Below are 26,288 nucleotides of genomic sequence, written 5' to 3'. Positions count from 1 at the left end.
GAAAAACTGGAGTTCTCCCATGCAACGCATCGACCATCCATTGCCCTGGAGCCACCTCGGCTCCGAACGCACCCTCAGTGTGTTTCGTTATGGCGCGGGCATCCGCAAGGTCTACATCCAGGCCAGCCTGCATGCCGACGAATTGCCGGGTATGCGCACCGCTTGGGAACTGAAGAAGCGTCTGTCCGATCTCGAAATTCAGGGACAGTTGAACGGTGTGATCGAGCTGGTGCCGGTGGCCAACCCGATCGGTCTCGACCAGCACTTGCAAGGCAGTCACATGGGCCGCTTCGAACTGGGCAGCGGCAAGAATTTCAACCGCGCGTTTGTCGAACTCAGTGCACCGGTGGCGCAGTTGGTGGGGGATCGTCTGGGCAGCGATGCCGAGGCGAACATCACGCTGATCCGCCAAACCATGGGCCAGGTTCTCGACGGTTTGCCGGCCCCGGCATCACAACTCGAAGCCATGCATCGCCTGTTGTTGCGCCACGCCTGTGACGCTGACATCACCCTCGATCTGCATTGCGATTTCGAGGCGGCGATTCACATTTACGCACTGCCGCAACACTGGCCGCAGTGGCAATCCCTGGCGGCGCGTTTGCAGGCTGGCGTGGCGTTGTTGTGTGAGGATTCCGGCGGCAGTTCTTTCGACGAATCCTGTTCTTCGCCGTGGTTGCGTCTGGCCAGGGAGTTCCCCGAGGCGGCGATTCCACCGGCGAACCTGGCGACCACTCTGGAGCTGGGCAGCATGGGCGACACCCGGGTTGATCAGGCGCAAGCCAATTGCGAGGCGATTCTGGGCTTTCTCGCCGAGCAGGGTTTCATCAAGGGCAATTGGCCGGCAGCGCCGGATGAGTGCTGTGAGGGCATGCCGTTTGAAGGCACCGAATACCTGTTCGCGCCGCATCACGGTGTCGTTAGTTTCTTGCGCGAGGCGGGCGAGTGGGTCGAGAAGGGCGATGCGCTGTTTGAGGTGGTCGACCCGTTGAATGACAAGGTCACCACCGTACGTACCGGGACCAGTGGCGTACTTTTTGCGATTGATCGCGGGCGTTACACGCAGCCGGGGACCTGGCAGGCGAAAGTGGCGGGGCGGGAGCCGATTCGGGTTGGGAAGTTGATCAACGACTGAGCTGGATATTCTTTGGGGCCGCATAGGGCCTCATCGCCAGCAAGCTGTGCTCCTACGGAACAACGCCAATCCTGTAGGAGCACAGCTTGCTGGCGATAGCGGTAGTTGGCACAGCGAAAATACCTCGGCCTGCTTCACAGTGTTAGGCTCTTCCCCGAATCCTGCGCATTGTGAAGGAAGGCTTATGTTGAAATTTCTGGCTCTGTTCATGCTGCTGGCATCCGCCGCTGTCCACGCTCAAACCCCGCTTCAAACAGACCTGCCGCTCAAGTATCTGGAGCAGGCACCCTCCGATTCCCGCGATCAGCCCCTGGTGATTTTCCTCCACGGTTACGGCAGTAACGAGCAGGATCTGTTCGGCATCAAGGATGAATTGCCCGCGCAATACACGTACCTGTCGGTGCGGGCGCCGATGGTGATGCAGGAGGGAAGTTACCAGTGGTTTCGCAAGAAAGGCGAAGGTGCCTACAACGGTGAGACCGATGATCTGAAGTCCAGCGGCCAGTTGCTGCTGGATTTTGTCGCACAGGCTACAAAGAAATATCACACCGAGCCGGGCAAGGTTTTCCTGGTGGGGTTCAGCCAGGGCGCGATCATGTCTTACGAAGTCGCGCTGCGCCATCCTGAAGCGGTGGGCGGGATTGCCGCGTTGAGCGGGCGGATTTTGCCGGTGCTCAAGGCCGAACTGAAACCGGATGAAAAACGCCAGTCGCTGGCAATTTTCATCGGTCATGGCACGGCGGACAAACGTCTGCCGTACAGCGACGGCACGGAGGCCAACAGCCTGTTGCAGAGCATTTCACTCGAACCCGAGTTCCACGCCTACCAGGGTGTCGGCCACAACATCAGTGCCGAAGAAATGCAGGATTTGAGCGCCTGGTTGCAGCGTCTCAATCCCTGAGGCTTATTTGCCGCTGACGATCTGCTTGATCAGCGTCTCGTGGGCGGCCATGTCGCCGGGGCGGGAAATGACCTGAATGACCGTCATGTGGCTGCCGGACGCGGCCATCAGCGTGGTGTTGAGGGTCATGCCGCCGCCCTGGGTGGCGGTGCTGTCGACCTGGCGCACGCCCAACCCGGTGCTTTTCAGGGTCAGGCTTTTTTCGCTGAGCTTGTTGTAGTCGGGCAGGGCCTTGCGTTGCGCCGCGTCGAAGTCGGCGACGGTGCCATCCAGAAATGCTCCGTCGTTGTCCTTGACCGTGGTGCCTTCCGGCAGACTGTTTTGCGCGGCGATGACCACTGTCTTGGTGGTCTCGTTGGCGTACATGGTGCCGCTTGCGCCGGTGGGACTGGTCGGCAGCGGATTGGCGACGAAGCCCTTGGGCAGAGTGAACGTGAACTTGCCGTCGAGCATCGAGACCTTCTGTGCCGATGCGGTCTCCTTGGCTGGGGCCTTGGCGGCCTGCGCATTCAGAGCCCCGAAAGTGGCCGCCGCCGCCAGCAACAGGACAACGGCTTTTTTACTCAACAATGACATTCGAAATCTCCAGGGATGGTCGCGCGGTGGGGGGCGATCATCCCATGGAGGTTGTGACGTGTTCCAGCGTTGGGTAACGGACGGTCGTTGTCCGTTGCCGAGCCAGCCTCATTCTTCGCGACGCACCGGATAACTCTCGATCACATCCAGAAACTCGATCCGGCGTTCGCTTGCCAACAACTCCGGCAGCAATTTTTCGTACTCCTGGCGATACGACTTGCTCAGGTGACGAGCGATGAAGTCTTCCTTGCTGCAGTTCCAGGTTTCGTAGAGCACCAAGGTGTTCGGTTCGTCCTGGAGTTGATGCACCCAGGTGTTGACGAAGTCCGGCTCGGCCGACATCTGGTGCACGACGTCCAGCAGCCGTTCTTTGGTTTCGGCGAAACGTTCGGGTTTGGCCGGCAGGTAAACGATAAACGCGACTTGATCACTCATTTCATCACCTTCCTGTATTGGGAACGGCTTACTGGGCCTGGTTTTGCGGGAACAGGTTGCGGCGGGTTTCTTCGTCGAACTCTGCCTTGAGTACCAGTTTCTCTTTCAGACCCTGAGCACGTTGGGCCGCCGGGCGGGCGCTGATTTTATCGAACAGGCGCTTGACGTTCGGGTAAGCCGCCAGACCGTTTTCACCGAGGATGTACGGCGCGTAGTTGGCCCAGCCCCAGAGGGCCATGTCGGCGATGCTGTAGGTGTCGCCCGCCAGGTATTGGTGTTCGGCCAGGCGTTGGTCGAGGACGCGGTAGTGGCGTTCGACTTCCTTGAAGTAGCGGTTTTTCGCGTACGGCAGGTCTTCCGGCGCGTGGTGCATGAAGTGTACGGCCTGGCCGGAGAACGGCGAGAGGCCGGTGGCGATGAACATCAGCCAGGACAGCAGCTCGGCATTGCCGGCAGCGCTGGTGGGCAGGAAACGCTGATGTTTTTGCGCCAGGTGCAGCAGGATCGCCTGGGAATCGAAAACCGTGGCGTCGCCATCGACCAGCGCCGGAACCTTGGCATTCGGGTTGATCGCCAGGAAGGCTGGCAGGTGTTGTTCACCCTTGAAAGTGTCGACGCCGATCAGCTCGTAAGGCGTTTGCAGTTCTTCGAGCAGCAGGGCGACTTTCATCGGGTTCGGCGAAGGGTGGAAAAAGAATTTCATGATGTAGGCCTCAGTCGTTAGTGGTTTGAACTGAGGCTGATGGTGGGCTAAACCTGTTCGATTGACGTACGGAGTTGTTGGGCTACTCGTGCGAAACCATCGAAGGTGTTGTAGGGGATTTAACCGACGGTTGCGCGGTGGCGATCACCGCGCCTGCAATAATCAGCAGCGCAGGAATCATCAGGATCGGGCTGGCATGGCTGCGGCCGACGACGATCAACAACACCGTGGAAATCAGCGGAGCCAGATAGGACAGCGCGCCCAGTGTGGCCAGGCTGCCGTGTTTGGTCGCGTGGTCCCAGGCGAAAAATGCCAGCCCCGCCGGGCCGAGGCCCAGAATGACGATCGCTGTCCATTGCCTGAAATCGGGCCACACCGTGGTTTCGAACGCCAGATGGCAGACCAGCCCGCCCAAGGCCGACATGCCGCAAATGCCGCCGATGATGCTGCTCGGTACTTCCTTGAACCGCCGGTTGAACACCGAGTACCCGGCCCAGATCAGCGCACATCCGAGCGCCGCCAGATACCCGGCCACCGGCATCACGGCGGAGGTATGGGTATCGCGTTGCTGCATGATGAACGCGGTGCCTGCCAGACCCAGAATTGCACCGAGGACTTGTCGCTTGTGCAGTTTTTCTCCGGCGGCGAAGGCCGAGAGCAGCACCAGCATTAGGGGCCACAGGTAGTTGATCAGGCTGGCTTCGGCTGCCGGCGCGGACTTGAGCGCGAAAAAATACAGCGCGTGATAAACGAAAATTCCGACAAACCCTGTCGCCCAGACGGGCCAGGGTTGGCGCCAACTGCTGAAACCGCTGAGGCCGCGCCGACCCAGAATTATCAAGGTCGCGATAAACGCAACGCCGAAGCTCAGGGTCAGCAGTTCAAACGGTGGAATGCCTTCGGTGAGGGTAGTCAGCAACGCCAGGCAGGACCAGAGGAAGATTGCGATCACGCCGACCGCGGTGGCGGAGCGGGCACTGCGGACGCTGGACGTGGCCATGTCTGTTCCTTCAGGCGTTGAACGGGCGACTTCCTTGCCCGATGACCTGTTGCAGCTTAGCGCTTGATCGCGGTTCGTCCAGCGTCCGCCGGAACCTGGCCGACGGGCCGCGCCAGCAGGCGTTTGGTCACGCCCAGCATTGCCACCGACACCGCCACGCCGAGAGCAAACGCACTCATCCCCATACTCGGCAATGTCAGCGCCAAGACCAGGCAGAACGCCGAGAACGAATACATACCGGTGGCCGTCGCCCGCAGCAGGGCAGCGGTAAATGCCGGGCCACGGGTTTGCTGGGAGAACACCGCCATCACGCTGCCCAACACCGGGAACACCGCGAGCAGCCCGCTCCAGCGATCGCCGACAGTGCTGGCCAGCAGGGTGACGGCCAGGGTCAGCAGGGCGCCGGCGACCATGCGCAGCAGCAGTTTGTCGGACTTTGGTTTTGGACCGGAAACGATGGGTTGCACCGAAGGGAACAGGTAAGGCGCGGCCAACAGGGCGGTCGCGGCGGCGATCACCGAAAACATCAGTGACGGTGGGATCAACGACAGCACCACGGCGATCACGGCCCACACCAACAGGGAAATCGTCAGCGCCAGTGGCCATCCGGTACGTTGGGCGACCTGCGCGTAAGTTACGCAGAAGGCGATCATCGCGAACATGGCCGACAGTGCCGCCTGGGCTGATTGCGCGGCGAACAGTTCGCCTTGTTCGATGGCGAGGAAAAACAGAATCGGCCCGACCACCACCGGCAACCCCGACAACCAACCGGCCACGCTTGGCCCCCAACGTTTACCGGCCAGGGAAATCAGCAGCAGGAATCCGGGAATCACCAGCAATTTGAGCATCAGCACGCGTACATCTCCAACCTGTGTCAGGTGGCAACGTTAGCACTGCGGGAGATGGATTGCTCTATATGTGTCGAAGTTTTGTATACAAAGTAGGAGCTGACGCACGCTGCGATCTGTTGATTTTCAGCCATTTCAAATTCACCGAGGATCAACATCAAAAGATCGCAGCCTGCGGCAGCTCCTACAGGGTGTTGTGTGTTCCTCGAAACGTCTAAGCTGCGCCTTCCCACCTGTTGATGGATCATCGCGTGAAATTCAGTTTGCCCAAAGTCGGCACTGCGCCGTTCTGTCCGCCGGAAGTGGCGGGTACCGTTGCTGTCGACCCGAGCGCGTCATTTTTCAAACGGGTCCTGCGTTTTGCCGGTCCCGGTTTGCTGGTGTCCATCGGCTACATGGACCCGGGGAACTGGGCGACTGCCATCGAGGCCGGGTCGCGGTTTGGCTACAGCCTGTTGTTCGTGGTGCTGTTGGCGAGTCTGGCGGGGATGGTGGTGCAGTGCCTGTGTTCGCGGTTGGGCATCGCGACCGGACGCGATCTGGCGCAGTTGTGCCGGCAGCGCTACAGCAAACGGACAGCCCGCACGCAGTGGGTGCTGGCGGAAATTTCGATCATTGCCACTGACCTCGCCGAGGTGCTCGGCTGTGCCTTGGCATTCCATTTGTTGCTGGGCTGTTCGCTGACTTTCGGCATCGCCCTCACGGCGTTCGACACCTTGCTGGTGTTGGCCCTGCAAAACCGTGGTTTCCGTCGACTGGAAGCGATCATGCTGGTGCTGGTGGGCACCATTGGCGCGTGTTTTTTTGTCGAGTTGCTGCTGATCAAACCTTACTGGCCTGAAGTCGCCCAAGGTTTCAAGCCCTCGCTGTCGGCCCTGAGTGATGCGGCGCCGCTGTACCTCGCCATCGGCATTCTCGGCGCCACCGTGATGCCACATAACCTCTACCTGCACACCTCGATCGTACAAACGCGATTGATCGGCAAGGACATCGCCAGCAAGCAGGACGCGGTGAAACTGGCGCGCATCGACACCATCGGCTCTCTGGCTTTAGCGCTGTTGGTCAACGCCGCGATCCTGATCCTTGCCGCCGCGGCGTTTCACAAGACCGGGCACACCGAAGTGGTCGACATTCAAGACGCCTATCACCTGCTCGATCCGTTGGTGGGCGGGGCGTTGGCCAGTGTGTTGTTCGGCGTGGCGCTGCTGGCTTCGGGACAGAGCTCGACCTTCACCGGCACCATCGCCGGCCAGGTGATCATGGAGGGTTTCCTCAACCTGCGGCTGCCGTGCTGGCAACGGCGCTTGATCACCCGTGGCCTGGCGCTGATCCCGGCGTTCATTGGCGTGTGGCTGATGGGCGACGATGCGGTGGGCAAGCTGTTGGTGCTGAGTCAGGTGGTGTTGAGTCTGCAGTTGCCGTTTGCGTTGTATCCGTTGATTCGCATGACCAATGATCAGCAGTTGATGGGGCCGTTTGTGAACCGTTTGCCGACACGGGTGTTGGCGTGGGGATTGTTTGCGGTGATCAGTGGGGCGAATAGCTGGTTGATCTTGCAGCTTCTGAATTGATCGCGACTGATGTCTGTAGCAGCTGGCGAAGCCTGCGTTCGGCTGCGCAGCAGTCGTCAATCCTGAGTACAGAATCTAGGTGATGCACCGCGCCACCTGATTTCACGACTGCTGCGCAGCCGAACGCAGCCTTCGGCAGCTGCTACAAAATCAGTTGAATACCAGACAAAAAGAACCCGGTGTGACGTGAGTCGCACCGGGTGTTTTGCCAAATCGCGCGGTTATTCGTGGGTCCCCGCGCAATCTGTTGAACGCGTTTACGCTCGTTCGAGCGCCAGGGCGACACCTTGACCACCACCGATGCACAGGGTGGCGAGACCTTTCTTGGCATCACGCTTGATCATTTCATGCAGCAGGGTCACCAGCACGCGGCAGCCCGAGGCACCGATCGGGTGACCGAGGGCGATGGCGCCGCCGTTAACGTTGACCTTGTTCAAGTCCCATTCCAGGTCCTTGGCCACGGCCAGCGATTGTGCGGCGAAAGCTTCATTGGCTTCGATCAGGTCCAGTTGACCGATGTTCCAGCCAGCCTTGTCCAGGCAACGGCGAGTGGCCGATACCGGGCCGATGCCCATGATCGCCGGATCGACGCCCGCGTTGGCGTAAGCGGCGATTTTTGCCAGTACCGGCAGGCCCAAAGCCTTGGCTTTTTCGGCGCTCATCAGGATCACGGCGGCGGCGCCATCGTTCAACGACGAAGCGTTACCGGCTGTCACCGAACCGTCCTTCTTGAAGGCAGCCTTGAGTTTGCCCAGGGATTCGGCGGTAGTGCCGGCCCGTGGCTGCTCGTCGGTGGCGAAGGACAGCGGATCGCCCTTGCGCTGCGGAATCAGGATCGGGGTGATTTCATCGACGAAGCGCCCGGCTTCGATTGCAGCCACAGCCTTCTGCTGCGAGGCGGCGGCGAACGCGTCCTGCTGTTCGCGGCTCAGGCTGTACTTTTCGGCCAGGTTTTCGGCGGTGATGCCCATGTGGTAATCGTTGAACGCATCCCACAGGCCATCGCTGATCATGGTGTCGACGATTTGCGCGTGACCCATGCGCAGGCCGGTGCGCGCGCCGGGCATGACGTAGTTGGCCAGGCTCATGTTTTCCTGGCCACCGGCGATGATCACGTCAGCGTCGCCGCAACGGATCGCCTGAGCGCCCAGGTGCAAGGCCTTGAGGCCCGAGCCGCAGACCTTGTTCAGGGTCATGGCCGGGACCGCGAACGGCAGACCGGCCTTGATCGAAGCCTGACGCGCAGGGTTTTGCCCGGCGCCGGCGGTCAGCACCTGACCCATGATCACTTCATCGACTTCAGCCGGATCCAGGCCGGTTTGTGCCAGCAACTGACGGATTACCGCAGCGCCCAGGTCGACGGCAGAAACATTGGCCAGGGAACCCTGGAAACTGCCGATCGCGGTGCGCGTGGCGGCAACAATGACGACTTCTTGCATGGAATGATTCCTCACTGGGCAGCGAACTGCATTTCCGGCACGTGGTCCGGCACGATCAGTTTACCGGCGGTCTTGGCGACAATCTCTTCAACGCTGACACCCGGTGCACGTTCTTTCAGGATGAACGCGCCGTTTTCGATTTCCAGGTAGGCCAGGTCGGTCAGTACGCGCTTGATGCAACCGGCGCCAGTCAGCGGCAGGCTGCATTTGGACAACAGCTTGGACTCACCGTCCTTGGAGGCGTGGGTCATGATGACGATGATGTTGTCGGCGCCAGCCACCAGGTCCATCGCACCGCCCATGCCCTTGACCAGTTTGCCGGGAATCATCCACGAGGCGATGTTGCCTTCGACATCCACTTCGAACGCGCCCAGTACGGTCAGGTCGACGTGGCCACCGCGGATCATCGCGAAGGATTCGGCCGAGGAGAAAATCGAAGCGCCGATCCGTGCGGTCACGGTTTGCTTGCCGGCGTTGATCATGTCGGCGTCGATGGTTTCTTCGGTCGGGAAAGGACCCATGCCGAGCAGGCCGTTTTCCGATTGCAGCATGACTTCCATGCCTTCGGGGATGTAGTTGGCAACCAGGGTCGGGATGCCGATGCCCAGGTTCACGTAGAAGCCGTCCTGCATTTCGCGGGCGACGCGTTGAGCCATTTGTTCGCGGGAAAGTGCCATGTTTTTATTCTCCGTCAGCCTGAATTATTTGCGGATGGTGCGCTGTTCGATGCGTTTTTCGAACGTGCCGCAAATGACCCGATCGACGTAGATGCCTGGGGTGTGGATCTGCGCCGGGTCCAGCTCGCCGGGTTCGACGATCTCTTCGACTTCGACCACGGTGATCTTGCCGGCGGTGGCGGCCAGCGGGTTGAAGTTCTGGGCGGTGTGGCGATAGATCACGTTACCGAAATGGTCGGCTTTCCAGCCTTTGACGATGGCGAAGTCACCGGTGATGGATTCTTCCATCAGGTACTTGCGGCCATGGAATTCGCGCACTTCCTTGCCTTCGGCAACCGGGGTGCCGACGCCGGTGGCGGTGAAGAAGGCCGGGATGCCGGCGCCGCCCGCGCGCATTTTCTCGGCGAGGGTGCCTTGCGGGGTCAGGGTGACTTCGATTTCGCCTTTGAGCAGTTGCTCTTCGAACAGCTTGTTTTCGCCGACGTAGGAGGCCACGACCTTGCTGATCTGGCGGTCGGTCAGCAGCACGCCGAGGCCGAAACCGTCGACGCCGCAGTTGTTGGAAACGACGGTGAGGTCGCGGGTGCCTTTACGCTTGATCTCGGCGATCAGGTTTTCCGGAATGCCGCACAGGCCGAAGCCGCCGGCGATCACGGTCATGCCGTCTTCAAGACCTGCCAGAGCTTCCTCGTAGGAACTCACGCGCTTGTCGAAACCTGCCATATGCACCTCTTTTATTCTTTGTGGGCGGCTGGCTAGCCGTATGGGGTTGAGTGTCTCGCCGCAAGATTCATTTGTTAAGTTGATTTTTAGGTTTGATTAATAGATAAAACTCACCAATTGCTCTGTAGGAGCAAAGCTTGCTCGCGATGGCGTTGTCCAGGACGCCATCGCCGGCAAGCCGTGCTCCTACAGATAGCGTCTGAGCTTACTACTGGAGCACAACGACTATGACAGTCAAGCAGATCCGCGCCTTTCTGGCCGTGGCCCAGAGCCTGAGTTTTGCCGTGGCTTGCGAGCGCCTGCACCTGTCGCAATCGGCACTGAGCCTGACCATCAAAGCGCTGGAGGAAGGCCTGGGCGGGCGCCTCTTCACGCGCAATACGCGCAATGTGGCACTGACCGCCGAGGGCGAATCCCTGGTGCCGTTGGCGCGTCGCTTGATTGCCGACTGGGACAACGCCGAGGACGAACTGCGTCAGCGCTTCACGCTCCAGCGCGGCCGCGTGACCCTGGCGGCCATGCCGTCGTTCGCCGGCAATCTGCTGCCGCCGATCCTCAAGACATTCCGCGCCCGCTATCCGAAAGTCAACGTCACGGTCAACGATGTGATCAACGAGCAAGTGCTGGAAATGGTCCGCGATCGCCAGGTGGAACTGGGCGTGGCGTTCGAACCGACCCAGAGTTCGTCGCTGCAATTCACGCCGCTGTACATCGACCGCTTCGTCGCGGTGGTGCCCCATGATTCGCCGCTGGTCGAGCTGGACGAAATCGACTGGCAGACCTTGCTCAAGGAGCCGTTCATTACCTTGCAGCGGCCGTCGACAGTGCGGGTGATGCTGGAAGAGCACTTGCAGGCGCGGGGCATGAAGCTGCCGGTGGAGTTTGAGAGTCATCAACTGGCGACGGTCGGGCGGATGGTCGCGAGCGGGTTGGGGGTGAGTGCGGTGCCGGCGTTGTGTGCCGGGCAGATGCGCGAGCTGGGCGCGTGCTGCATTACCTTGCGCGATCCGGTGGTGGAGCGGGCGTTAGGCGTACTGACGTTGCCGGGCGGAGAGTTGTCGGCGGCGGCGCAGGCGTTGTTTGATGTGCTCAAAGAGGAAAACCTCAGTCAGCGTATGTCTTCGTTTTGAAATACAAAACCATTGTGGGAGCGGGCTTGCTCGCGAAGAGGGCATTACATAAAACATTGATGGTGCCTGACACACCGCTTTCGCGAGCAAGCCCGCTCCCACAGAGATTGTGTTCTTTCAGGTATTCAGGCGTTCGGCCAACAAGGGCAGCAGCTGCTCACACGACCCCTCAATCTTCAAATCCAGCATCTCATCCGCCCGGGTCTTGCCCAGGTTGATCGCAATCAGCGGTTTGCCCTGATCCACCACCGCGCGGCACAGGCGAAACGCTGAATACGCCATCAACGAGGACCCGACCACCAGCAATCCGGCGGCATGTTCGACCGCTGCCATGGCCTTGGCCGCTGTGGCTTGTGCGACGTTTTCACCGAAAAACACCACGTCCGGCTTCATCCGTTCCCCGGCGCAATGCGGGCAGTGCGGCACCTGAAAACGCGCTTCGAAAGCCGGGTCGAGCAGGGTGTCGCCGTCCGGTGCCTGCACCGCGTCCACGCCTGCCAGGTAAGGATTCTGGGTTTCCATCAGGTGCTGGATCGAATCGCGCTCGCTGCGCTTTCCGCAGTCCAGGCACAGCACCCGGTGCAGGCTGCCGTGCAGTTCAATGACGTCATGGCTGCCGGCCTGATCGTGCAGGGTGTCTACGTTTTGCGTGATCAGCCCGCTGATCTGCCGGGTGCTTTGCAATCGGGCGAGTGTCTCGTGAGCCACATTCGGTTGGGCCTGACGCACCCGTGGCCAGCCGAGCATCGCCCGCGCCCAATAGCGCCGTCGGGATTCGGGGGCCGAGAGAAATTCCTGATACATCATCGGCTGCCGGCCACGCCGCACACCCTGATTGTCGCGATAGTCCGGAATGCCCGACGGCGTGCTGATACCGGCACCCGTCAGCACCGCGAACGGCTGATCCGCCATGAGTTGCTGGAAGCGATCGAGTTGTTCGCGGGTCAGGCGGTCGAGCATGTTCAACACTCCGGAGGGCCTTGAGTGTGTGCAGCGTAGCATTTGCCGATCACCCTGTAGGAGCACGGCTTGCCGGCGATGGCGATTTTCAGAACGCTATCGCCGGCAAGCCGTGCTCCTACATTGAACGGCGCTATTTACGCGCCTCCAGAATCAGGTTGAACGGCGTTTCCGTGGCCCGGCGGAAACTCGAGAACCCGGCCTCGGTAAACACCTTGCGTAACCGCGCCTCGCCTGCCTGGGCGCCAAGGCCGAGGCCGACTTCCTGGGACAACGAGTTGGGCGTGCAGATGAAGGTCGAGGCAGCGTAGAACAAACGGCCGACCGGGGTGATGTTGTCATCCAGCGAGTCATTGGCGAACGGTTCCACCAATAGCACCGAGCCATCCGGTTTCAGCGATTCGAAAGCGTGTTTCGCCGCGCCGACGGGGTCGCCCATATCGTGCAGGCAGTCGAAGTAACAGACCAGGTCATAGTCGTCGCCGGGGTAACTTTTCGCCGTGCCCTGGAAGAACCGCGCGCGGCTGGACACGCCGCCTTCCTCGGCGCGCTGGGTGGCGACGGTGACGGAGGGCGCGTGGTAGTCGAAGCCGACGAACCGCGAGTTCGGAAACGCCTGGGCCATGATCACCGTCGACGCGCCGTGGCCGCAGCCGATGTCCGCGACTTTGGCGCCTTCCTCCAGCTTGGCCACCACCCCGTTGAGGGCCGGCAACCATTCGGCGATCAGGTGTGCTTTGTAGCCGGGACGGAAGAAACGTTCGGTGCCACTGAACATGCACGGATGGTGATCGCCCCAAGGCAGGGCGCCATCGCCGCGCATGGCTTTGACCAGTTTGTCCTTGTCGTGGAAGAACGACGCGACCACCCCGATGCCCCCGGCGATATAGACTGGTGAGTCTTCGATGGCCAATGCCAGCGCTTGTTCTTCGGGCAGGCGGAATTGGCCGTCGCGGTGTTCCATGTAGCCGGAAGCGGCGTGGGCGCTGAGCCATTCGCGCACCAGGCGCGGGTTGCAACCGGTCTTGCCGGCAAGGGCTTCGGGGCTGATCAGTTGGCTGTCGGCCATGGCCCGGTACAGGCCGAGTTCTTCGCCGAGGATGACATTGGCGAGCATCGCCGCACCGCCCATGTCACCTACCAGTTTGCCCATGAAATCATTGAGTCTGGCCTCGTCCATCACGTGTGCTCCTTTTGCAGGATCACGGTCCGGAGGCTTTGTTGGTCCGGGCGGTGGTCGTGGGAATGAACAGGAGATCAAGCAGTTCCTGTGTGCATTAAGTTTAGTTCGCAGGCCGTACGGCGTGGCCTGGAGCGACGAAAGCCCCTGCAATGGCAATCGACACAGTCCCTGTAGGAGCACAGCTTGCCGGCGATGGCAATTTCAATGACGCCATCGCCGGCAAGCCGTGCTCCTACAGGGGATTTGCGTTGTGTATCCCACTGTATCTAACAGGTCTCCCGATACAGTCCCGCTCAATTGCGGCGCACAGCCGAACACAGACCAGATACAAACCTGCGATGAACTGTGGAGGCCACTTTCCATGGCCGTGTTCACCGGCGGCCATTCGCACTGACTCTGTTCCGCGCCTGATGCGGTCAAGGGGACCACAATGACAACGCTTGTGCCTGAATCCAATCTCAACGCCACCCCGGTCAACCGCCTGCGGGTCGATCACTACACCAACGGCATCATCGGCCCGAGCCAGCCGATGCTCGGACCGCTGGCCGACGGCGGCACTCTGATCACCGGCACGCCGCCGGGTTGCTGGGGGCCGATGATCACGCCAGCCTTCGAAGGCGGCCATGAAGTCACGCAACCGGTGGCCATCGTCGGCGCAGAGATCGGCGATGCTGTGGCGATCAAGATCAAGAGCATGCGCGTCACATCGCTGGCCACGTCGTCCGGGGTCATGAGCTTTGTCGAAGGGCGCTACAACGGCGATCCGTTTGTCTCCAAATTCTGCTCAAAATGCGGCACCGACCATCCGGCCAGCCATGTCGAAGGCATTGGCGAGGACGCGATTCGCTGCAATAACTGCAACGCTGAGGTCAGCGCGTTTCGCTTCAGCCACGGCTACGTGATCGTGTTCGATGCGCAGAACCAGGTCAGCCTGACGGTCAACCAGGACATCGCCAATCAACTGGCCGGCAATGCTTCCGAAATGTCGGCGCTGCCGGAATTCGCCGCGCAGCATTCGATCCTGTCCCTGGCCCGCGCCGATATCCCCGGCGTCGCCGCACACATGCGTCCGTTCCTCGGCAACATCGGCACCATGCCGTCGCGGGATATTCCTGATTCGCACAACTGCGCCGATTTCGGCCAGTACCTGATCAATGCACCGCACCGTTTCGGCATGAGCCGCGAAGAACTGCACGCGGCCAAGACCGACGGCCACATGGACACCAATTCGATCCGCGAAGGTTGCGTGTTGATCTGCCCGGTGAAAGTACCGGGTGCCGGGGTGTACATGGGCGACATGCACGCCCAGCAGGGCAACGGCGAAATTGCCGGGCACGCCACGGATTGCTCCGGGGAAACCGAAGTGGTGGTGCAAGTGGTGAAAAACCTGACGCTGGAAGGCCCGATCCTCCTGCAAAACCTCGATGACCTGCCGCCGATGGCGCGGCCGATGAACGCCGAACAGCGGGCCAAAGTCCGTGAGTTGGGTGAGCGTTGGGGCCAGCATGAGATCGAGCAGAGCGGCCCGATCACCTTCATCGGCAGCGGCGAAAACCTCAACCTCGCGGTGGAGAACGGCTTGCAGCGTGCGGCCTCCGTCACCGGTCTGCCGTACGACGAAGTGCTCAACCGCGCCACCATTACCGGTTCCATCGACATCAGCCGCCTGCCGGGCACCATCCGCGTGACGTTCCTGTGCCCGATGAACGTGCTCGATCGCATGGGCATCGGCCAGCTGGTGCGCGAGAAGTACGACCTGGCGTAATGCCGGGCAACGGGTCTGTACCAGAGTGTGTACAGGCCCGCTGCCGATACAAGCCCTGCCGTTTTCCGTTGGCGCGCAACACAGTCCCGATACACCGCTTCGATTAACTGTGCTTACGTTCTGACAACCTTGAGATCGACATCATGCAAACCCCCATCACTTCAGCCAAGGCCAGCGCCGGGCTCGGCTTGCGTCGCGGTTTAATGAAAGACCTTCTGGCGGCTCCTGCCGGTCATTTCGATTTTCTCGAAGTCGCGCCGGAAAACTGGATCGGCATCGGCGGCGCCCATGGTGCAGCGCTACGAAGTCTGGCCGAGCGTTATCCGTTGTCCTGTCATGGCTTGTCCCTGTCGCTGGGCGGGCCGTCGCCGCTGGATGTCGGGTTTCTGCAAGAGGTGCGGGTTTTCCTCGATCACTACAACGTGCCGCTGTACAGCGAGCACCTCAGCTATTGCAGCGATGACGGTCACCTGTACGACCTGTTGCCGCTGCCCTTTACCGAAGAAGCGGTGCACCACGTCGCCGCGCGCATCCGTCAGGCCCAGGACACTCTCGGTCGGCGCCTGGCGGTGGAAAACGTCTCTTACTACGCCGCACCGCAGCAGGACATGGACGAGGTGACCTTCACCAACGCCGTTCTGCGCGAAGCCGATTGCGACCTGTTGCTGGACGTCAACAACGTCTACGTCAATTCGATCAACCACGGGTTCGATCCGCGTACGTTCCTGGCCGGCATCGATGCGGATCGCGTGGTGGCCATGCACATCGCCGGGCATTTCGATGAGTCCGACACCTTGAAAATCGACACCCATGGCGCCTCGGTCAAACCGGCGGTGTGGTCGTTGCTGACGGAGGCCTACGCCCGGTTCGGCGCGCAACCGACTTTGCTGGAGCGCGATTTCAACTTCCCGGCGTTTTCCGAACTGGTTGCCGAGTTGCAGACCATCCGCCGCTTGCAGACCGAGGGGGTGAACCGTGGCTAAGCGCTCGCTGCACGAACAGCAAAGCAGCATGGGCCTGTACCTGCGCGACCCCGACCACTGCGCGCCACCGCCCGAGATGGACCCGGCGCGGGCGCAGGTTTATCGCGACCTGGTATTTGCCAATCTGTCATCGCTGATCAGCGGCACGTTTCCGGTGCTGGTGAAGATTCTTGGTGACAAACAATGGCGGACGCTGGTGCGGATCTTCCTGCGCGACTACCGTGCCCACACGCCGAAATTCGGTGAGATCGCCGAGGAGTTTGTCGAGTTTCTCGCCTCTGAGCCTGCGGCGTTGGCCGATGGTACGTGGCCGCCGTTCATGGTTGAGCTGGCGCATTACGAATGGGTGGAGATGGCCTTGCAGCAGTCCGAGGCCGAACCGTTGCCATCCGGCGATGCTGACATGTTGCTGGACCGCCCATTGCAAGTCTCGCCGTTGGCCTGGCCGCTGGCGTATGCCTGGCCGGTGCAGTTGGTGGGGCCGGAATATCAGCCGGACACTGCGCCGGATCAGCCGACGTTGTTGTTGGTACGTCGGGATGTGGATTTCAGTGTGAAGTTTTCCGGGTTGAGCCCGTTGGCGTTTCGGTTGTTGCAGCGCATCGAGGAGTTTCCTGAATTGGATGGCCGGGCGCAGTTGCAGGCACTGGCGCAGGAGGCGGGAATGACCGGCTCAGCGGAGTTCTTCGATAACGGGTTGGCGTTGTTGCGGCAGATGCATGAACAACGTGTGGTGGGTGTCATTCTCTGACTGCTTACAGGAATATGGGTACTTCCGTTCCATATGTCTCGTCTGTGAAACACCCTTAACTCCTTGAAAAATATTTACTAAAACCCCCGCAATAAACCTCAAGCCCGGCCGATACAACCATCAGGCGCAGACCAATCTATTACAACAATGGCGCCCATCTGAAAGGGTGCGCGCCAATGCCCGCCATTCAGTGATGACGCAAGGACGCTCGCAGCCACCAACCCCCGAGAATCGTCCTATGTCATTGCGTAATCTGAATATCGCGCCTCGCGCTTTCCTTGGTTTTGCCTTCATTGCCTTGCTGGTCATCGTGCTGGGTGTATTCGCCGTGAACCGCATGACCGTCATCCGCCAGGCCTCCATCGACATGGGCACCACCCATCTGCCCAGCGTCGGTTTTCTCGGCAACATGACCGAAAACGTCCTGCGCATGCGAATTCTGTCGTTCCGGATTTTGGTCAACCGTGATCCGGCGGCCTTGCAGGAAGCCCAGACGCGTGTTGGCGTACTGGTCGACAAGCTGCGCAGCGCACAAGCGAGTTACGCCGCGCTGCCCGCCGGTGACGAAGAAGCGCAGCTGTACAAGACGTTCACCGTCACGCTGGACAGCTACATGCAAGCCCAGACTCAGATGTTGGAGTTGTCGCAACAGAACAAACTGGATGAGATGCGCACGCTGATCAACACACGTATCAAGGACGGCACGGATCAGATGGGCGAGCAGTTGAACAAACTGGTGGCACTCAATGCGGACTACGCCAAAACCGCTTCGGCTGAAGCCGCTGACAATTACAACAGCGCTATCACCGGCATCATCGCGGTCGCGGTTATCGCAGCGTTGATGACCGTGCTGCTGGCCTGGCTCCTGACCCGCAGCATCGTCACACCGTTGAACCGTGCCGTGCTGGCCGCGCAAACCATCGCCGAAGGTAATCTGCGTAATGTCATCGAAGTCGATGGCAAGGATGAACCGGCGCGCTTGCTCGGCGCTTTGGCGACGATGCAGGCCAGCCTGCGCAAAACCATCGAACAGATTGCCGGTTCCGCCACGCAACTGGGCACCGCCGCCGAAGAGCTCAGCGCGGTGACTCAAGATGCGTCCCGTGGCTTGCAGCAACAGAACAATGAAATCGAACAAGCCGCCACCGCCGTCAACGAAATGACCGCCGCCGTGGAAGAAGTGGCGCGCAATGCAGTGTCGACATCCGAAGCCTCGAACCAGTCGACCCAGGCCGCCCGCGAGGGTCGTGACCGGGTGGTGCAAACCGTCGACGCGATCCAGACCATGACCCATGACGTGCACAACACCTCGCTGATGATCGAAGGTCTGGCGGCTCAGGGACGCGACATCGGCAAGGTGCTGGACGTGATCCGTGCCATCGCCGAGCAAACCAACCTGCTGGCGCTGAACGCGGCGATCGAAGCGGCCCGTGCCGGTGAAGCCGGGCGTGGTTTTGCCGTGGTGGCGGACGAAGTTCGGGCGCTGGCCCATCGCACGGCGCAGTCGACCCAGGAAATCGAGAAGATGGTCGCCGGCATCCAGAACGGCACCGGTGAAGCGGTGGCGTCGATGCAGCAAAGCAATCAACGCACGCAAAACACCCTGGAACTGGCCCGCGCCGCCGGTGTGGCGCTGGAGCAGATCACCCAGTCGATCCATTTGATCAACGAGCGCAACCTGGTGATTGCCAGTGCCTCGGAGGAACAGGCCCAGGTGTCCCGCGAAGTCGACCGCAACCTGGTGAACATCCGCGACCTCGCTACGCAGTCCGCCGCCGGTGCCAACCAGACCAGCACCGCCACCCATGAACTGTCGCGTCTGGCGGTGGATTTGAATGCGCTGGTGGCGCGGTTTGTCATCTGACAAGCAAGCCTTACTGCACGGAAAAGAAATACCGCGTCAGGTGAAAGAAGATCGGCGCGGCGAAGCAGATCGAGTCCATGCGATCGAGCATGCCGCCGTGGCCCTTGATCATGGTGCCCCAGTCTTTGGCGCTCAGGCTGCGCTTGATCGCCGACATGACCAGGCCACCGAGAAAGCCCATCACCACGATCACCAGCGACATCAACAGCGACTGCCAGAAGTTGAACGGGGTCATCCAGAACATGCAGCCGCCGATCAGCGTGGCGGACAGCCCGCCGCCCACAAGGCCTTCCACGGTTTTCGACGGGCTCACCAGCGGTGCGACTTTGTGTTTGCCGAAGAGCTTGCCGAAGACGTACTGCAACACGTCGCTCAACTGCACGACGAACACCAGATAGAACAACAGCAGCGCGTTCTGCCCGGTGAACCCTTGCAGGTCCAGCAGCAACAGCGCGGGTGCGTGGCTGATGCAATAGACGCAGATCATCACGCCCCACTGGATCTTGGCCGTTCGTTCCAGAAAGGCTTCGGTGTCCTGGCTCAACACGGCAATCGCCGGCAGTAGCAGAAAGGCATACACCGGAATCAGCAGCGTGAACATCGAATACCAGTGGGTGCCGATCAACAGGTACTGAAGCGGGATCAGGATGAAAAAAGCCGAGAACAGCGCGTTGTGATCACCCAGCGTCGTCGGGGTCAGGGTGATGAACTCCCTGAGGGCGAACAGGGAAATGAATCCGAACAGCACCACCGTTGCATTCGGTCCCAGCAGCCAGGACACGAAGAAGATGATGACCATGCCCCACCAGGCGTTCACGCGCTGGTTGAGGTTTTCGATGGTGGAGATTGCGCCTTCGCTCGTGGCGCGTTTGGCCAGCACCCGACCGATCACCGAAGCGACGGCCAACAAACAGGCGATCGCGAAAAAGAACCAGAGGAATTTTTGCTCAAGACTCATTTCGACAGCCTCACGATGGCGTCACGCGCCCGCTCCAGAAACACCTGTTTGTCCTCGCCGACAAATCGTGGAAGAGGATTGCCGATACGGATGGTGCAGATGATCGGCAAGGGCACGTGCTTGCCCTTGGGCATGGAACGATGCAGGTTTTCCAGGTAGATCGGCACAAGGTCGACATCGGGAAAGGTTTCGCTGAGCCGATAGATCCCTGATTTGAACTCCCCCGGCAAGGCCTGGCTGGAGCGCGTGCCTTCAGGGAAAATGATGATCGAATGACCGGCCCGCACCACATCGAAAATCGGCTCCAGCACATTGCTGCCCGGCGCAGGATTGCGCTCGATCAGCACGGCATTGAGGCCTCGCTGAGAGATGTAGGAGAGAAACCGGTTCTTGCCCCAGTAATCGGCGGCGGCGACCGGTTTCACATTGATCCGCGCTTCGGCGGGCAGGGCCGCCATGATCGCCAGGGTGTCCATGTGGCTGGTGTGGTTGGCGAAATAGATGCGCTGACGGCTGAGGTCCGGCGGGCCTTCCCAGCGGGCGGTGACGCCGATCAGCAGCCGCAGCACCGCGATCAGGGCATTACTGATCCACATGGCCGGCCTCCTTCAGTTGTCTGGAGATCGCCAGGGTGCGGGTGATGCACGTGGCTGCGGCACCGATGGCAATGACGATTAGCGTCAGCATCAGCGCGTAGTGGCTGGCATAGAGATGGAATTCGATGGTATTGAGCACCAACCCGGCAGTCATCACGGCCATCCGGTGCTGCTTGGCCATCGGCCCCATGAAGTTCTGCTTCAGGCCGATGGAGCCGCCGAACACCCGGACATACGCCGTGAGCGCAGCGGCCAGGGCGGCAAACCAGCCGAGTTCCGGCTGCCAGAGGGCATAGCCGAGCCCGACAATCAGCAGGGTGTCGGCGATCCGATCGGGAAATTCGTTGTAAAGGCTGCCGATGTCGGATTGCTTGCCGCCTTCGATGGCGACCATCCCGTCAAAGAGATTGCACAGCAGGCGCAGTTGAATGGCGACGGCGCAGCAGATCGACCCGGCGACACCGTTATCGATGTTCAGCGCAATGGCACCCGCGAGTGCAAAGAAAATGCTGGCGACGGAGATCTGATTGGGTGAGATGTCGCGTTTCACCAACAGGGCGGTTATGCGTTTGGCCCAGCCTGTGGAGCGCGCGCTGATGGGTCTTCGGTTGTCATCCATTTTTTGCTATTCCGTTGCCTGAGTTCCATTAAGCGTATATGTATCCAGCGGCTAGACAGGTTTTAAATCCGCTGGATGCAATGCAAGCAAGGGAATAAACGAATTGATGTCGGGCGCTTCCTACAATGCAGTGAAAATAAGTGGGTGTATCAGTCGCTTGCTTACCCCCGCAACTTCAGCTCCGCGCACAAGCCTCCGCCTTCACGATTACTCAACGTCAACGATCCCCCGATCGCCAACGCCAGTTGCTGCGCAATCGCCAACCCCAACCCGGTGCCGCCAGTGCTGCGGTTGCGCGAATTTTCCACGCGGTAGAACGGCTCCATGACCTGGGCCAGTTCCGCCTCGGCGATCCCCGGACCGCGGTCCATGACCTTCACCGAGACGCTGCCGTCGGCTTGCTTTTCCACCTGCAACTCGGCGGCACCGGCGAATTTGAGGGCGTTGTCGGTCAGGTTCACCAGCACTCGGCGCAAGGCGTGGGGGCGGGTGTCGATGACGGTGGCGCTTTTGCCGCTCAGCTGCACTTCCTTGCCCACGTCCTGATAGTCGAACACCAGGCTGTCGAGGAAAGAGTCCAGGTCGGTGCGGCGGCTTTCTTCTGTGGCGCCATGCACGCTACGGGCATAGGCCACGCCTTCGCGCACCAGATGTTCCATCTCGCCGAGGTCGTTCCACAGCTTGTCTTTTTCCACGCAGTCGTCCATGAACTCGGCGCGCAGTTTCATGCGGGTGATCGGTGTTTGCAGGTCGTGGGAAATCGCCGCCAGCAGTTGCATGCGTTCTTTCAGGTAAGCCGCGATTCGCGCCTGCATGGCGTTGAAGGCTTTCGCGGCGTGGGCTACTTCGGTCGGGCCTTTTTCGTCCAGCAGCACCGGGTGGGTGTTAGGGTCAAGGGTGTCCACGGCTTCGGCGAGGCGGGTCAGAGGGCGGATGGCGATGCGCACGGCCAGCCAGGTGCAGGCGATCATCAACGCCAATTGCCCGAGCAAGACGATCGGCAACCAAGGTGACAGCGGCTGCATCGAAGGTCGCACGTCGATGGTCAGCGGGGCGCCGTCGGCCAGCTTCAGGTGGACCTGGAAGTGTTTGCGCGGCCCGGGAATCTCAGTAAAGGTCATCGGGTAGTCTTTGCCGATGGCGTCCTTGATCGAGGCCATCGCAATGGGGGCTTCGGGCATGTCTGTGTTCATGGATGTGCCAGGTGAGCCCTCATCCAACAAGTAGCGGTAATTGCGCCGATCCAGTTGTTGCAGCCAACTCATGCGCTCTTCGGCCGGTAAGCGGTCGAGGATGGCGATGGACGTCGAGACGTCGGTTTCCAGGTTGCCCAGCATGGTGTTTTTCGCGTTTTCATAGCGCTCGTAATACTGCGCGCCGAAGGACAGCGCCTGGGCGAGGATCAGGCCGATCAAAAAAATCAGTGACAGCCGCGAAGCCAGGGTGCGCGGCCAACGCATCGACAGGTTCATGCTGGCGCTCCCACGATTTCAACCGGCAGCGAAAACACATAGCCCTCGCTGCGTACCGTCTTGATGTAGGCCGGTTCACGGGCGTCGTCCAGCAACCGCTGACGCAGGCGACTCACCAACAAGTCGATGGAACGATCGAACAGGTCGGCGTCGCGGCCCTGGGTCAGGTTGAGCAACTGGTCACGGTTGAGCACCCGCTGCGGGTGATCGAGAAACACCCGCAGCAAGCGATATTCCGCGCCGCTCAAGGCAACCATGGTGCCGTCATCGTCGAGCAGGTGCCGGGCCGAGGTGTCCAGCTGCCAGCGCCCGAAGGCCAGCAGGCGGCTGCTTTCGGTGACCACCAGGTTCGGCGGCAGCATCCGCGTACGGCGCAGGACCGCGTTGATCCGCGCCAGCAGTTCACGGGCGGCGAAGGGTTTGACCAGGTAATCGTCGGCACCCATTTCCAGGCCGATGATGCGGTCGGTTTCATCGTTGCGCGCGGTGAGCATCAATACGGGCGTGGCCTTGTGTTTACCGGAGCGCAGCTCGCGGCACAGCATCAGGCCATCGTCGCCCGGCATCATGATGTCCAGCACGATCAGGTCCACCGGGGTGGATTCCAGGAAGGTGCGCATCTGTCGACCGTCCGCCACGACGGTGGTGCGCAGGCCGTTCTTCTTCAGGTAGTTGCCCACCAGTTCGCGGATCTCGCGGTCATCATCAACGATGAGAATGTGATCGACGTGCTCCATGGGGACTTGCCTCTGTAAGTGGGGGATGTCGCACAGTCTATCGAGCCTTTTCCCGCTCGCCCGCAGGGGTTTGTATTGCAGTGTATCTGGCTTGTCGGTGGATACACACCGACGTAAAAAAGCGATTTTTCCGGGGTTTTGTATCGCTCTGTATCCCGACCCGGTTCTGATACGTACCGATTTACACGCGCCTTTTTCCGACACATGCGGGATACCTCGCAAGCTTTAAATAGGTTCCATCGAGGCAAGCCCAGCTGCCTCTACCCAACTAACGATTGACCTATTCAAACCTTGAGGAAACCGCCATGAACACCAAAGCCATCTACGCCGCTTGCCTGTTTGCCGCCCTGAACATCTGCACCTTGTCGGCCCGCGCCGAAGCCGATGTCAGCGCCAAACCCTACACCTACGGCACGCAACTGGACATCAAAAAAGTGGTGTCGTTGAAGCAGGACGCGACGCCTTCCTGCGGGGTGGTGGATGCCCAACTGACCTACCTGGACTCCCACAGCAAAACCCAGGTTCTGGACTACCGCAAGATTTCCGATAGCTGCACCTCGGACAACTGAGTCCAGCGATCAGCCATTGCGCATCCCCTTTGAAGCGAGGAACACCACCATGAACAACATCAGCCGATTCCTGACCGCCATTGCCTTCTCCGCCGCCGGTGCTGCGGCCCACGCCAACGGCGCTGTAGAACAGAGCGCTTGCGGCAGCAGCACCTGCTTTCAGTTGACGCCGGTGGCAGAGAAGGGCGGTGACGCCTTCCTCGCCGAAAACGGCTCCAGCCACACGCCGCAGGGCAAGTGGCTGGATGGCCAGACGGCCTGAGGCCTTGGCACGGTTCTGTAAACACCACCAAGCCATTGTGGGAGCGGGCTTGCTCGCGAAGACGGCGGCACATTCAGCATCAATGTGACTGTCAGATCGCTTTCGCGAGCAAGCCCGCTCCCACTGGGAATGTATGTCGCCCTCTAATTCGTAATAGGTGATCCCATGTTTCTCATCGCTTTCCTGGGCGGCATATTGACCGTCCTCAGCCCGTGCATCCTGCCGGTCGTGCCGTTCCTGTTTGCCGGTGCCGACCGCACACGCTCATCGATCCTGCTGACCCTCGGCGGCATGGCCCTGACGTTTGCCCTGGTCGCCAGCCTGGCCGTGGTCAGCAGCGAGTGGGTGATTCAAGCGAGCAACGCCGGCCGCCATGTGGCCCTGATCGTGATGGTGCTGTTCGCCCTGTCGCTGATTTCCGCCCGGGTCGGTGACTGGCTGGCGCGTCCGTTCGTGATGCTGGGCAATCGCCTGGACCCGAACAGCCGCAAAGCGTCCGGCCCGTTGAAGTCGGTGATGATCGGCGTCGCCACCGGCCTGCTGTGGGCGCCATGCGCCGGGCCGATCCTCGGCGTGATCCTCACCGGCGCCATGCTGCAAGGCGCGAACGCCGGCACCAGTCTGTTGCTGGTGGCTTACGGTCTCGGCAGTGCGTTGTCGCTGGGCGTGCTGATCTTCACCGGTCGCCGTTTGGTCAATCGCTTGAAACCGTCGATTCCGGTCACTGGCTGGTTGCGTCGCGGTGCTGGTGTTGCGGTGTTGGCGGGTGCGGCGTTGATCTCCACCGGCGCCGATAGCGTGTTGCTCGCCGGCACCTCGTCGCAAGGTGTCAGCAGTGTCGAGAAAGGCGTGCTGGAAACTGTGCCGAAAGTCGTCGATTACTTCGTCAGCAAGGTCAAGGCCGAGTCCATGGACAACGCCCAGGGCGCCATGCCTTCGCTGAACGGCGCCGTGCAATGGCTGAACTCGCCGGAGCTGACCAACGAATCGCTCAAAGGAAAAGTGGTGCTGGTGGACTTCTGGACCTTCGACTGCATCAACTGCAAGCACACCTTGCCGTACGTGAAAGACTGGGCGAAGAAATACGAGAAGGACGGCCTGGTGGTGATCGGCGTACACACTCCTGAGTACGGCTTCGAGCGCATCATCGACAACGTCAAGGACAAGGTGAAGGAATACGGCATCACCTACCCGGTGGCGATCGACAACAACTACGCGATCTGGCGCAACTTCGACAATCAGTACTGGCCTGCGCATTACCTGATCGACGCCAAGGGGCAGGTGCGTTTCACTCACTTTGGTGAAGGTCGCTACGACACTCAGGAGCAAATGATCCAGCAGTTGCTGGAAGAGGCCAAGGCCGACGCCAAAGCCACCGCTCCAGCGGCTTGATCCTGAAGATCAATGGCTCAAAGGCGTCGCGCCGTGGGCCATTGAGCGATTCTCCTGACTGCGCCGCCACGCCGCTGGCGGCGCTCCATATTCGCGACGAAATGCCCGGCTGAACGCCGTATCGGTCTGGTAACCCACCTCTTCGGCAATGCGGATCAAGGAACTGTTACTGCTGCGTAATAGGTTGGCCGCCAGCAACATGCGCCATTGCGTCAGGTACTGCATCGGCGAAACCCCGACCAATTGTTGAAAGCGTTCCGCGAGGACGGATCTGGAGGTGCCGGCGGTGCGCGCCAGTTCATCCAGGGTCCAGGTGTGGCAGGGTGTTTTGTGCAAGGCGTTGAGGGCGGCGCCGACGATCCGGTCGCTCACGCCCGCCAGCCAACCGGTGCGGCCCTTGCCGTGTTCGTGCATGTACAGGCGCAGCACTTCGATAAACAACACCTCGGCCAGTTTGGCCAACACGCCTTCGCCGCCAGGCCTGGGCGAGCGGGCTTCGGCCAAGGCGTAACGCACCGAAGATTCCAGCCAGATTCCGGCATTCGAACCGCGCACATTGACCCGCACCACCGGCGGCAGTCCGGTCAACAACATTCCCGCCAACCGCGTATCACACGCCAGATAACCGCACACCAGCCGCGTGACCGCGCCGCCACCGCCATAGCTCAATTGCCGTGGCCGACGCGCCAGCACCTTGTCCAGCCGTCCGCCGCTGGCCGGCGTCAGTCCGGGTTGGGAACTCATGCGATGGGCATCGCCCTGGGGAAATACCACAACGTCTCCGGCGCTCAACAGCAGTGGCGGGTCATCCCCCAGTTCGACGTAGCACTCGCCCTCGGTGATCAAATGAAAAATCACCACCCGCTCGGCGTTCGGCTCCAGAAAAGGCGCAGCCGTGTCGGCACTCGGCGACTGATAGCACCAGGGCGCGGTGAACCGGGCGTTGATGAAAATCGCGCCGACCAGGCGAACGACACGCAGGGTCTGTGACAGGGCATCCATGGTGGTTTTCCCGTGCGGACGGATGTTCTCGATTGTGAGC

General features: G+C 60.8%; 27 protein-coding genes. 11 read left to right on the top strand and 16 right to left on the bottom strand.

Going from position 1 to position 26,288, the window contains the following annotated elements:
* The first annotated feature begins 19 nt into the window (after positions 1 to 19).
* Positions 20 to 1,132, top strand: coding sequence for a succinylglutamate desuccinylase/aspartoacylase family protein (locus V6Z53_RS21660; protein WP_338581671.1), 1,113 nt, complete (start codon positions 20 to 22; stop codon positions 1,130 to 1,132).
* 184 nt (positions 1,133 to 1,316) lie between these two features.
* Positions 1,317 to 2,033 carry an alpha/beta hydrolase-fold protein gene (locus V6Z53_RS21655; RefSeq protein ID WP_338581670.1) on the top strand — a complete coding sequence of 239 codons (717 nt, stop codon included), beginning with the start codon at positions 1,317 to 1,319 and terminating at the stop codon, positions 2,031 to 2,033.
* A 3-nt stretch (positions 2,034 to 2,036) separates the two neighbouring features.
* Here the strand turns inward: V6Z53_RS21655 and V6Z53_RS21650 are convergent, their stop codons facing one another.
* The 5 genes from V6Z53_RS21650 to V6Z53_RS21630 form a co-directional block, all read right to left on the bottom strand.
* A complete protein-coding gene (locus V6Z53_RS21650; RefSeq protein ID WP_338581669.1) occupies positions 2,037 to 2,609 on the bottom strand; it encodes a hypothetical protein in 573 nt (190 codons plus the stop codon).
* A gap of 108 nt (positions 2,610 to 2,717) precedes the next feature.
* On the bottom strand, positions 2,718 to 3,044 hold the full coding sequence (locus V6Z53_RS21645) for an antibiotic biosynthesis monooxygenase (RefSeq protein WP_338581668.1): 327 nt from the start codon (positions 3,042 to 3,044) through the stop codon (positions 2,718 to 2,720).
* Between the two features lie 28 nt (positions 3,045 to 3,072).
* Positions 3,073 to 3,747, bottom strand: a complete 675-nt coding sequence (locus tag V6Z53_RS21640) for a glutathione S-transferase N-terminal domain-containing protein (protein WP_338581667.1) — start codon at positions 3,745 to 3,747, stop codon at positions 3,073 to 3,075.
* An 82-nt stretch (positions 3,748 to 3,829) separates the two neighbouring features.
* Complete coding sequence (locus V6Z53_RS21635; protein ID WP_338581666.1) at positions 3,830 to 4,747, bottom strand: EamA family transporter; 918 nt, start codon at positions 4,745 to 4,747, stop codon at positions 3,830 to 3,832.
* Positions 4,748 to 4,803: 56 nt separating this feature from the next.
* Positions 4,804 to 5,601: a hypothetical protein gene (locus V6Z53_RS21630; protein WP_338581665.1), complete on the bottom strand. Its 798-nt coding sequence runs from the start codon at positions 5,599 to 5,601 to the stop codon at positions 4,804 to 4,806.
* Positions 5,602 to 5,846: 245 nt separating this feature from the next.
* Between V6Z53_RS21630 and V6Z53_RS21625 the strand changes: the two genes are divergently transcribed.
* Positions 5,847 to 7,166 carry an Nramp family divalent metal transporter gene (locus V6Z53_RS21625; RefSeq protein ID WP_338581664.1) on the top strand — a complete coding sequence of 440 codons (1,320 nt, stop codon included), beginning with the start codon at positions 5,847 to 5,849 and terminating at the stop codon, positions 7,164 to 7,166.
* 257 nt (positions 7,167 to 7,423) lie between these two features.
* Here V6Z53_RS21625 and V6Z53_RS21620 read toward each other — a convergent pair whose 3' ends face one another.
* The 3 genes from V6Z53_RS21620 to V6Z53_RS21610 are packed head-to-tail and all read right to left on the bottom strand — an operon-like array spanning position 7,424 to position 10,005.
* On the bottom strand, positions 7,424 to 8,605 hold the full coding sequence (locus V6Z53_RS21620) for an acetyl-CoA C-acetyltransferase (RefSeq protein WP_338581663.1): 1,182 nt from the start codon (positions 8,603 to 8,605) through the stop codon (positions 7,424 to 7,426).
* An 11-nt stretch (positions 8,606 to 8,616) separates the two neighbouring features.
* Positions 8,617 to 9,282, bottom strand: coding sequence for a CoA transferase subunit B (locus V6Z53_RS21615; protein WP_054051104.1), 666 nt, complete (start codon positions 9,280 to 9,282; stop codon positions 8,617 to 8,619).
* Between the two features lie 24 nt (positions 9,283 to 9,306).
* A complete protein-coding gene (locus V6Z53_RS21610; protein WP_338581660.1) occupies positions 9,307 to 10,005 on the bottom strand; it encodes a CoA transferase subunit A in 699 nt (232 codons plus the stop codon).
* Between the two features lie 227 nt (positions 10,006 to 10,232).
* On the opposite strand from V6Z53_RS21610, the gene V6Z53_RS21605 reads away from it, so the two are divergent.
* Positions 10,233 to 11,135 (top strand): LysR substrate-binding domain-containing protein, encoded by a 903-nt coding sequence (locus V6Z53_RS21605; protein ID WP_338581658.1) that lies wholly within the window; start codon positions 10,233 to 10,235, stop codon positions 11,133 to 11,135.
* 117 nt (positions 11,136 to 11,252) lie between these two features.
* Here the strand turns inward: V6Z53_RS21605 and V6Z53_RS21600 are convergent, their stop codons facing one another.
* Together V6Z53_RS21600 and V6Z53_RS21595 are read right to left on the bottom strand one after the other, a co-directional pair.
* Positions 11,253 to 12,095 (bottom strand): NAD-dependent protein deacetylase, encoded by an 843-nt coding sequence (locus V6Z53_RS21600; protein WP_338581657.1) that lies wholly within the window; start codon positions 12,093 to 12,095, stop codon positions 11,253 to 11,255.
* 133 nt (positions 12,096 to 12,228) lie between these two features.
* Positions 12,229 to 13,275, bottom strand: a complete 1,047-nt coding sequence (locus V6Z53_RS21595) for a class I SAM-dependent methyltransferase (RefSeq protein WP_338581656.1) — start codon at positions 13,273 to 13,275, stop codon at positions 12,229 to 12,231.
* Positions 13,276 to 13,708: 433 nt separating this feature from the next.
* Between V6Z53_RS21595 and V6Z53_RS21590 the strand changes: the two genes are divergently transcribed.
* The 4 genes from V6Z53_RS21590 (at position 13,709) to V6Z53_RS21575 (ending at position 18,641) form a co-directional block, all read left to right on the top strand.
* The gene (locus V6Z53_RS21590) at positions 13,709 to 15,043 is read left to right on the top strand and encodes an acetamidase/formamidase family protein (RefSeq protein ID WP_338581655.1); all 1,335 of its coding nucleotides are present in this window, start codon (positions 13,709 to 13,711) and stop codon (positions 15,041 to 15,043) included.
* A 143-nt stretch (positions 15,044 to 15,186) separates the two neighbouring features.
* The gene (locus V6Z53_RS21585; protein ID WP_338581654.1) at positions 15,187 to 16,026 is read left to right on the top strand and encodes a DUF692 domain-containing protein; all 840 of its coding nucleotides are present in this window, start codon (positions 15,187 to 15,189) and stop codon (positions 16,024 to 16,026) included.
* On the top strand, positions 16,019 to 16,777 hold the full coding sequence (locus V6Z53_RS21580) for a putative DNA-binding domain-containing protein (protein WP_338581652.1): 759 nt from the start codon (positions 16,019 to 16,021) through the stop codon (positions 16,775 to 16,777). The genes V6Z53_RS21585 and V6Z53_RS21580 overlap by 8 nt, the downstream gene beginning before the upstream one ends.
* Positions 16,778 to 17,015: 238 nt before the next feature.
* The gene (locus V6Z53_RS21575; protein ID WP_338581651.1) at positions 17,016 to 18,641 is read left to right on the top strand and encodes a methyl-accepting chemotaxis protein; all 1,626 of its coding nucleotides are present in this window, start codon (positions 17,016 to 17,018) and stop codon (positions 18,639 to 18,641) included.
* A 10-nt stretch (positions 18,642 to 18,651) separates the two neighbouring features.
* Here the strand turns inward: V6Z53_RS21575 and V6Z53_RS21570 are convergent, their stop codons facing one another.
* The 5 genes from V6Z53_RS21570 to V6Z53_RS21550 all read right to left on the bottom strand — a co-directional run bounded on the left by V6Z53_RS21570 (position 18,652) and on the right by V6Z53_RS21550 (position 23,023).
* On the bottom strand, positions 18,652 to 19,599 hold the full coding sequence (locus V6Z53_RS21570; protein ID WP_338581649.1) for a phosphatidate cytidylyltransferase: 948 nt from the start codon (positions 19,597 to 19,599) through the stop codon (positions 18,652 to 18,654).
* Entirely contained in the window at positions 19,596 to 20,195 is a 600-nt protein-coding gene (locus V6Z53_RS21565) for a lysophospholipid acyltransferase family protein (protein WP_338581648.1), read from the bottom strand. Before V6Z53_RS21565 ends, V6Z53_RS21570 begins: the two co-directional genes overlap by 4 nt.
* A complete protein-coding gene (locus tag V6Z53_RS21560; protein WP_338581647.1) occupies positions 20,182 to 20,814 on the bottom strand; it encodes a CDP-alcohol phosphatidyltransferase family protein in 633 nt (210 codons plus the stop codon). Before V6Z53_RS21560 ends, V6Z53_RS21565 begins: the two co-directional genes overlap by 14 nt.
* 161 nt (positions 20,815 to 20,975) lie before the next feature.
* Complete coding sequence (locus V6Z53_RS21555) at positions 20,976 to 22,286, bottom strand: HAMP domain-containing sensor histidine kinase (RefSeq protein ID WP_338581646.1); 1,311 nt, start codon at positions 22,284 to 22,286, stop codon at positions 20,976 to 20,978.
* Positions 22,283 to 23,023, bottom strand: coding sequence for a response regulator (locus tag V6Z53_RS21550; protein ID WP_034150327.1), 741 nt, complete (start codon positions 23,021 to 23,023; stop codon positions 22,283 to 22,285). The genes V6Z53_RS21555 and V6Z53_RS21550 overlap by 4 nt, the downstream gene beginning before the upstream one ends.
* A gap of 305 nt (positions 23,024 to 23,328) precedes the next feature.
* On the opposite strand from V6Z53_RS21550, the gene V6Z53_RS21545 reads away from it, so the two are divergent.
* The 3 genes from V6Z53_RS21545 (at position 23,329) to V6Z53_RS21535 (ending at position 25,246) form a co-directional block, all read left to right on the top strand.
* Positions 23,329 to 23,592 (top strand): DUF2790 domain-containing protein, encoded by a 264-nt coding sequence (locus tag V6Z53_RS21545; protein ID WP_338581644.1) that lies wholly within the window; start codon positions 23,329 to 23,331, stop codon positions 23,590 to 23,592.
* 49 nt (positions 23,593 to 23,641) lie between these two features.
* Positions 23,642 to 23,854, top strand: coding sequence for a hypothetical protein (locus tag V6Z53_RS21540; RefSeq protein WP_338581643.1), 213 nt, complete (start codon positions 23,642 to 23,644; stop codon positions 23,852 to 23,854).
* A gap of 165 nt (positions 23,855 to 24,019) precedes the next feature.
* Positions 24,020 to 25,246, top strand: a complete 1,227-nt coding sequence (locus tag V6Z53_RS21535; RefSeq protein ID WP_338581642.1) for a cytochrome c biogenesis protein DipZ — start codon at positions 24,020 to 24,022, stop codon at positions 25,244 to 25,246.
* Positions 25,247 to 25,255: 9 nt separating this feature from the next.
* Here the strand turns inward: V6Z53_RS21535 and V6Z53_RS21530 are convergent, their stop codons facing one another.
* Positions 25,256 to 26,248, bottom strand: a complete 993-nt coding sequence (locus V6Z53_RS21530) for an AraC family transcriptional regulator (protein ID WP_338581641.1) — start codon at positions 26,246 to 26,248, stop codon at positions 25,256 to 25,258.
* Between the last annotated feature and the right edge of the window lie 40 nt (positions 26,249 to 26,288).

Source organism: Pseudomonas sp. MAG733B (assembly GCF_036884845.1).
Classification (GTDB): domain Bacteria; phylum Pseudomonadota; class Gammaproteobacteria; order Pseudomonadales; family Pseudomonadaceae; genus Aquipseudomonas.
The sequence above is the reverse complement of the archived record's forward strand: the minus strand, read 5'-3'. Positions and strand labels throughout refer to the sequence as shown.

Excerpts from the sequence above, each read along its gene's own strand:
- V6Z53_RS21570 (WP_338581649.1), bottom strand. The coding sequence starts at position 19,599 with ATGAGTCTTGAGCAAAAATTCCTCTGGTTCTTTTTCGCGATCGCCTGT.
- V6Z53_RS21535 (WP_338581642.1), top strand. The coding sequence starts at position 24,020 with ATGTTTCTCATCGCTTTCCTGGGCGGCATATTGACCGTCCTCAGCCCG.
- V6Z53_RS21640 (WP_338581667.1), bottom strand. The coding sequence starts at position 3,747 with ATGAAATTCTTTTTCCACCCTTCGCCGAACCCGATGAAAGTCGCCCTG.
- V6Z53_RS21650 (WP_338581669.1), bottom strand. The coding sequence starts at position 2,609 with ATGTCATTGTTGAGTAAAAAAGCCGTTGTCCTGTTGCTGGCGGCGGCG.
- V6Z53_RS21615 (WP_054051104.1), bottom strand. The coding sequence starts at position 9,282 with ATGGCACTTTCCCGCGAACAAATGGCTCAACGCGTCGCCCGCGAAATG.
- V6Z53_RS21590 (WP_338581655.1), top strand. The coding sequence starts at position 13,709 with ATGACAACGCTTGTGCCTGAATCCAATCTCAACGCCACCCCGGTCAAC.
- V6Z53_RS21635 (WP_338581666.1), bottom strand. The coding sequence starts at position 4,747 with ATGGCCACGTCCAGCGTCCGCAGTGCCCGCTCCGCCACCGCGGTCGGC.
- V6Z53_RS21610 (WP_338581660.1), bottom strand. The coding sequence starts at position 10,005 with ATGGCAGGTTTCGACAAGCGCGTGAGTTCCTACGAGGAAGCTCTGGCA.
- V6Z53_RS21540 (WP_338581643.1), top strand. The coding sequence starts at position 23,642 with ATGAACAACATCAGCCGATTCCTGACCGCCATTGCCTTCTCCGCCGCC.
- V6Z53_RS21605 (WP_338581658.1), top strand. The coding sequence starts at position 10,233 with ATGACAGTCAAGCAGATCCGCGCCTTTCTGGCCGTGGCCCAGAGCCTG.
- V6Z53_RS21620 (WP_338581663.1), bottom strand. The coding sequence starts at position 8,605 with ATGCAAGAAGTCGTCATTGTTGCCGCCACGCGCACCGCGATCGGCAGT.
- V6Z53_RS21645 (WP_338581668.1), bottom strand. The coding sequence starts at position 3,044 with ATGAGTGATCAAGTCGCGTTTATCGTTTACCTGCCGGCCAAACCCGAA.
- V6Z53_RS21575 (WP_338581651.1), top strand. The coding sequence starts at position 17,016 with ATGTCATTGCGTAATCTGAATATCGCGCCTCGCGCTTTCCTTGGTTTT.
- V6Z53_RS21565 (WP_338581648.1), bottom strand. The coding sequence starts at position 20,195 with ATGTGGATCAGTAATGCCCTGATCGCGGTGCTGCGGCTGCTGATCGGC.
- V6Z53_RS21660 (WP_338581671.1), top strand. The coding sequence starts at position 20 with ATGCAACGCATCGACCATCCATTGCCCTGGAGCCACCTCGGCTCCGAA.
- V6Z53_RS21600 (WP_338581657.1), bottom strand. The coding sequence starts at position 12,095 with ATGCTCGACCGCCTGACCCGCGAACAACTCGATCGCTTCCAGCAACTC.
- V6Z53_RS21555 (WP_338581646.1), bottom strand. The coding sequence starts at position 22,286 with ATGAACCTGTCGATGCGTTGGCCGCGCACCCTGGCTTCGCGGCTGTCA.
- V6Z53_RS21595 (WP_338581656.1), bottom strand. The coding sequence starts at position 13,275 with ATGGACGAGGCCAGACTCAATGATTTCATGGGCAAACTGGTAGGTGAC.
- V6Z53_RS21545 (WP_338581644.1), top strand. The coding sequence starts at position 23,329 with ATGAACACCAAAGCCATCTACGCCGCTTGCCTGTTTGCCGCCCTGAAC.
- V6Z53_RS21530 (WP_338581641.1), bottom strand. The coding sequence starts at position 26,248 with ATGGATGCCCTGTCACAGACCCTGCGTGTCGTTCGCCTGGTCGGCGCG.
- V6Z53_RS21585 (WP_338581654.1), top strand. The coding sequence starts at position 15,187 with ATGCAAACCCCCATCACTTCAGCCAAGGCCAGCGCCGGGCTCGGCTTG.
- V6Z53_RS21655 (WP_338581670.1), top strand. The coding sequence starts at position 1,317 with ATGTTGAAATTTCTGGCTCTGTTCATGCTGCTGGCATCCGCCGCTGTC.
- V6Z53_RS21550 (WP_034150327.1), bottom strand. The coding sequence starts at position 23,023 with ATGGAGCACGTCGATCACATTCTCATCGTTGATGATGACCGCGAGATC.
- V6Z53_RS21560 (WP_338581647.1), bottom strand. The coding sequence starts at position 20,814 with ATGGATGACAACCGAAGACCCATCAGCGCGCGCTCCACAGGCTGGGCC.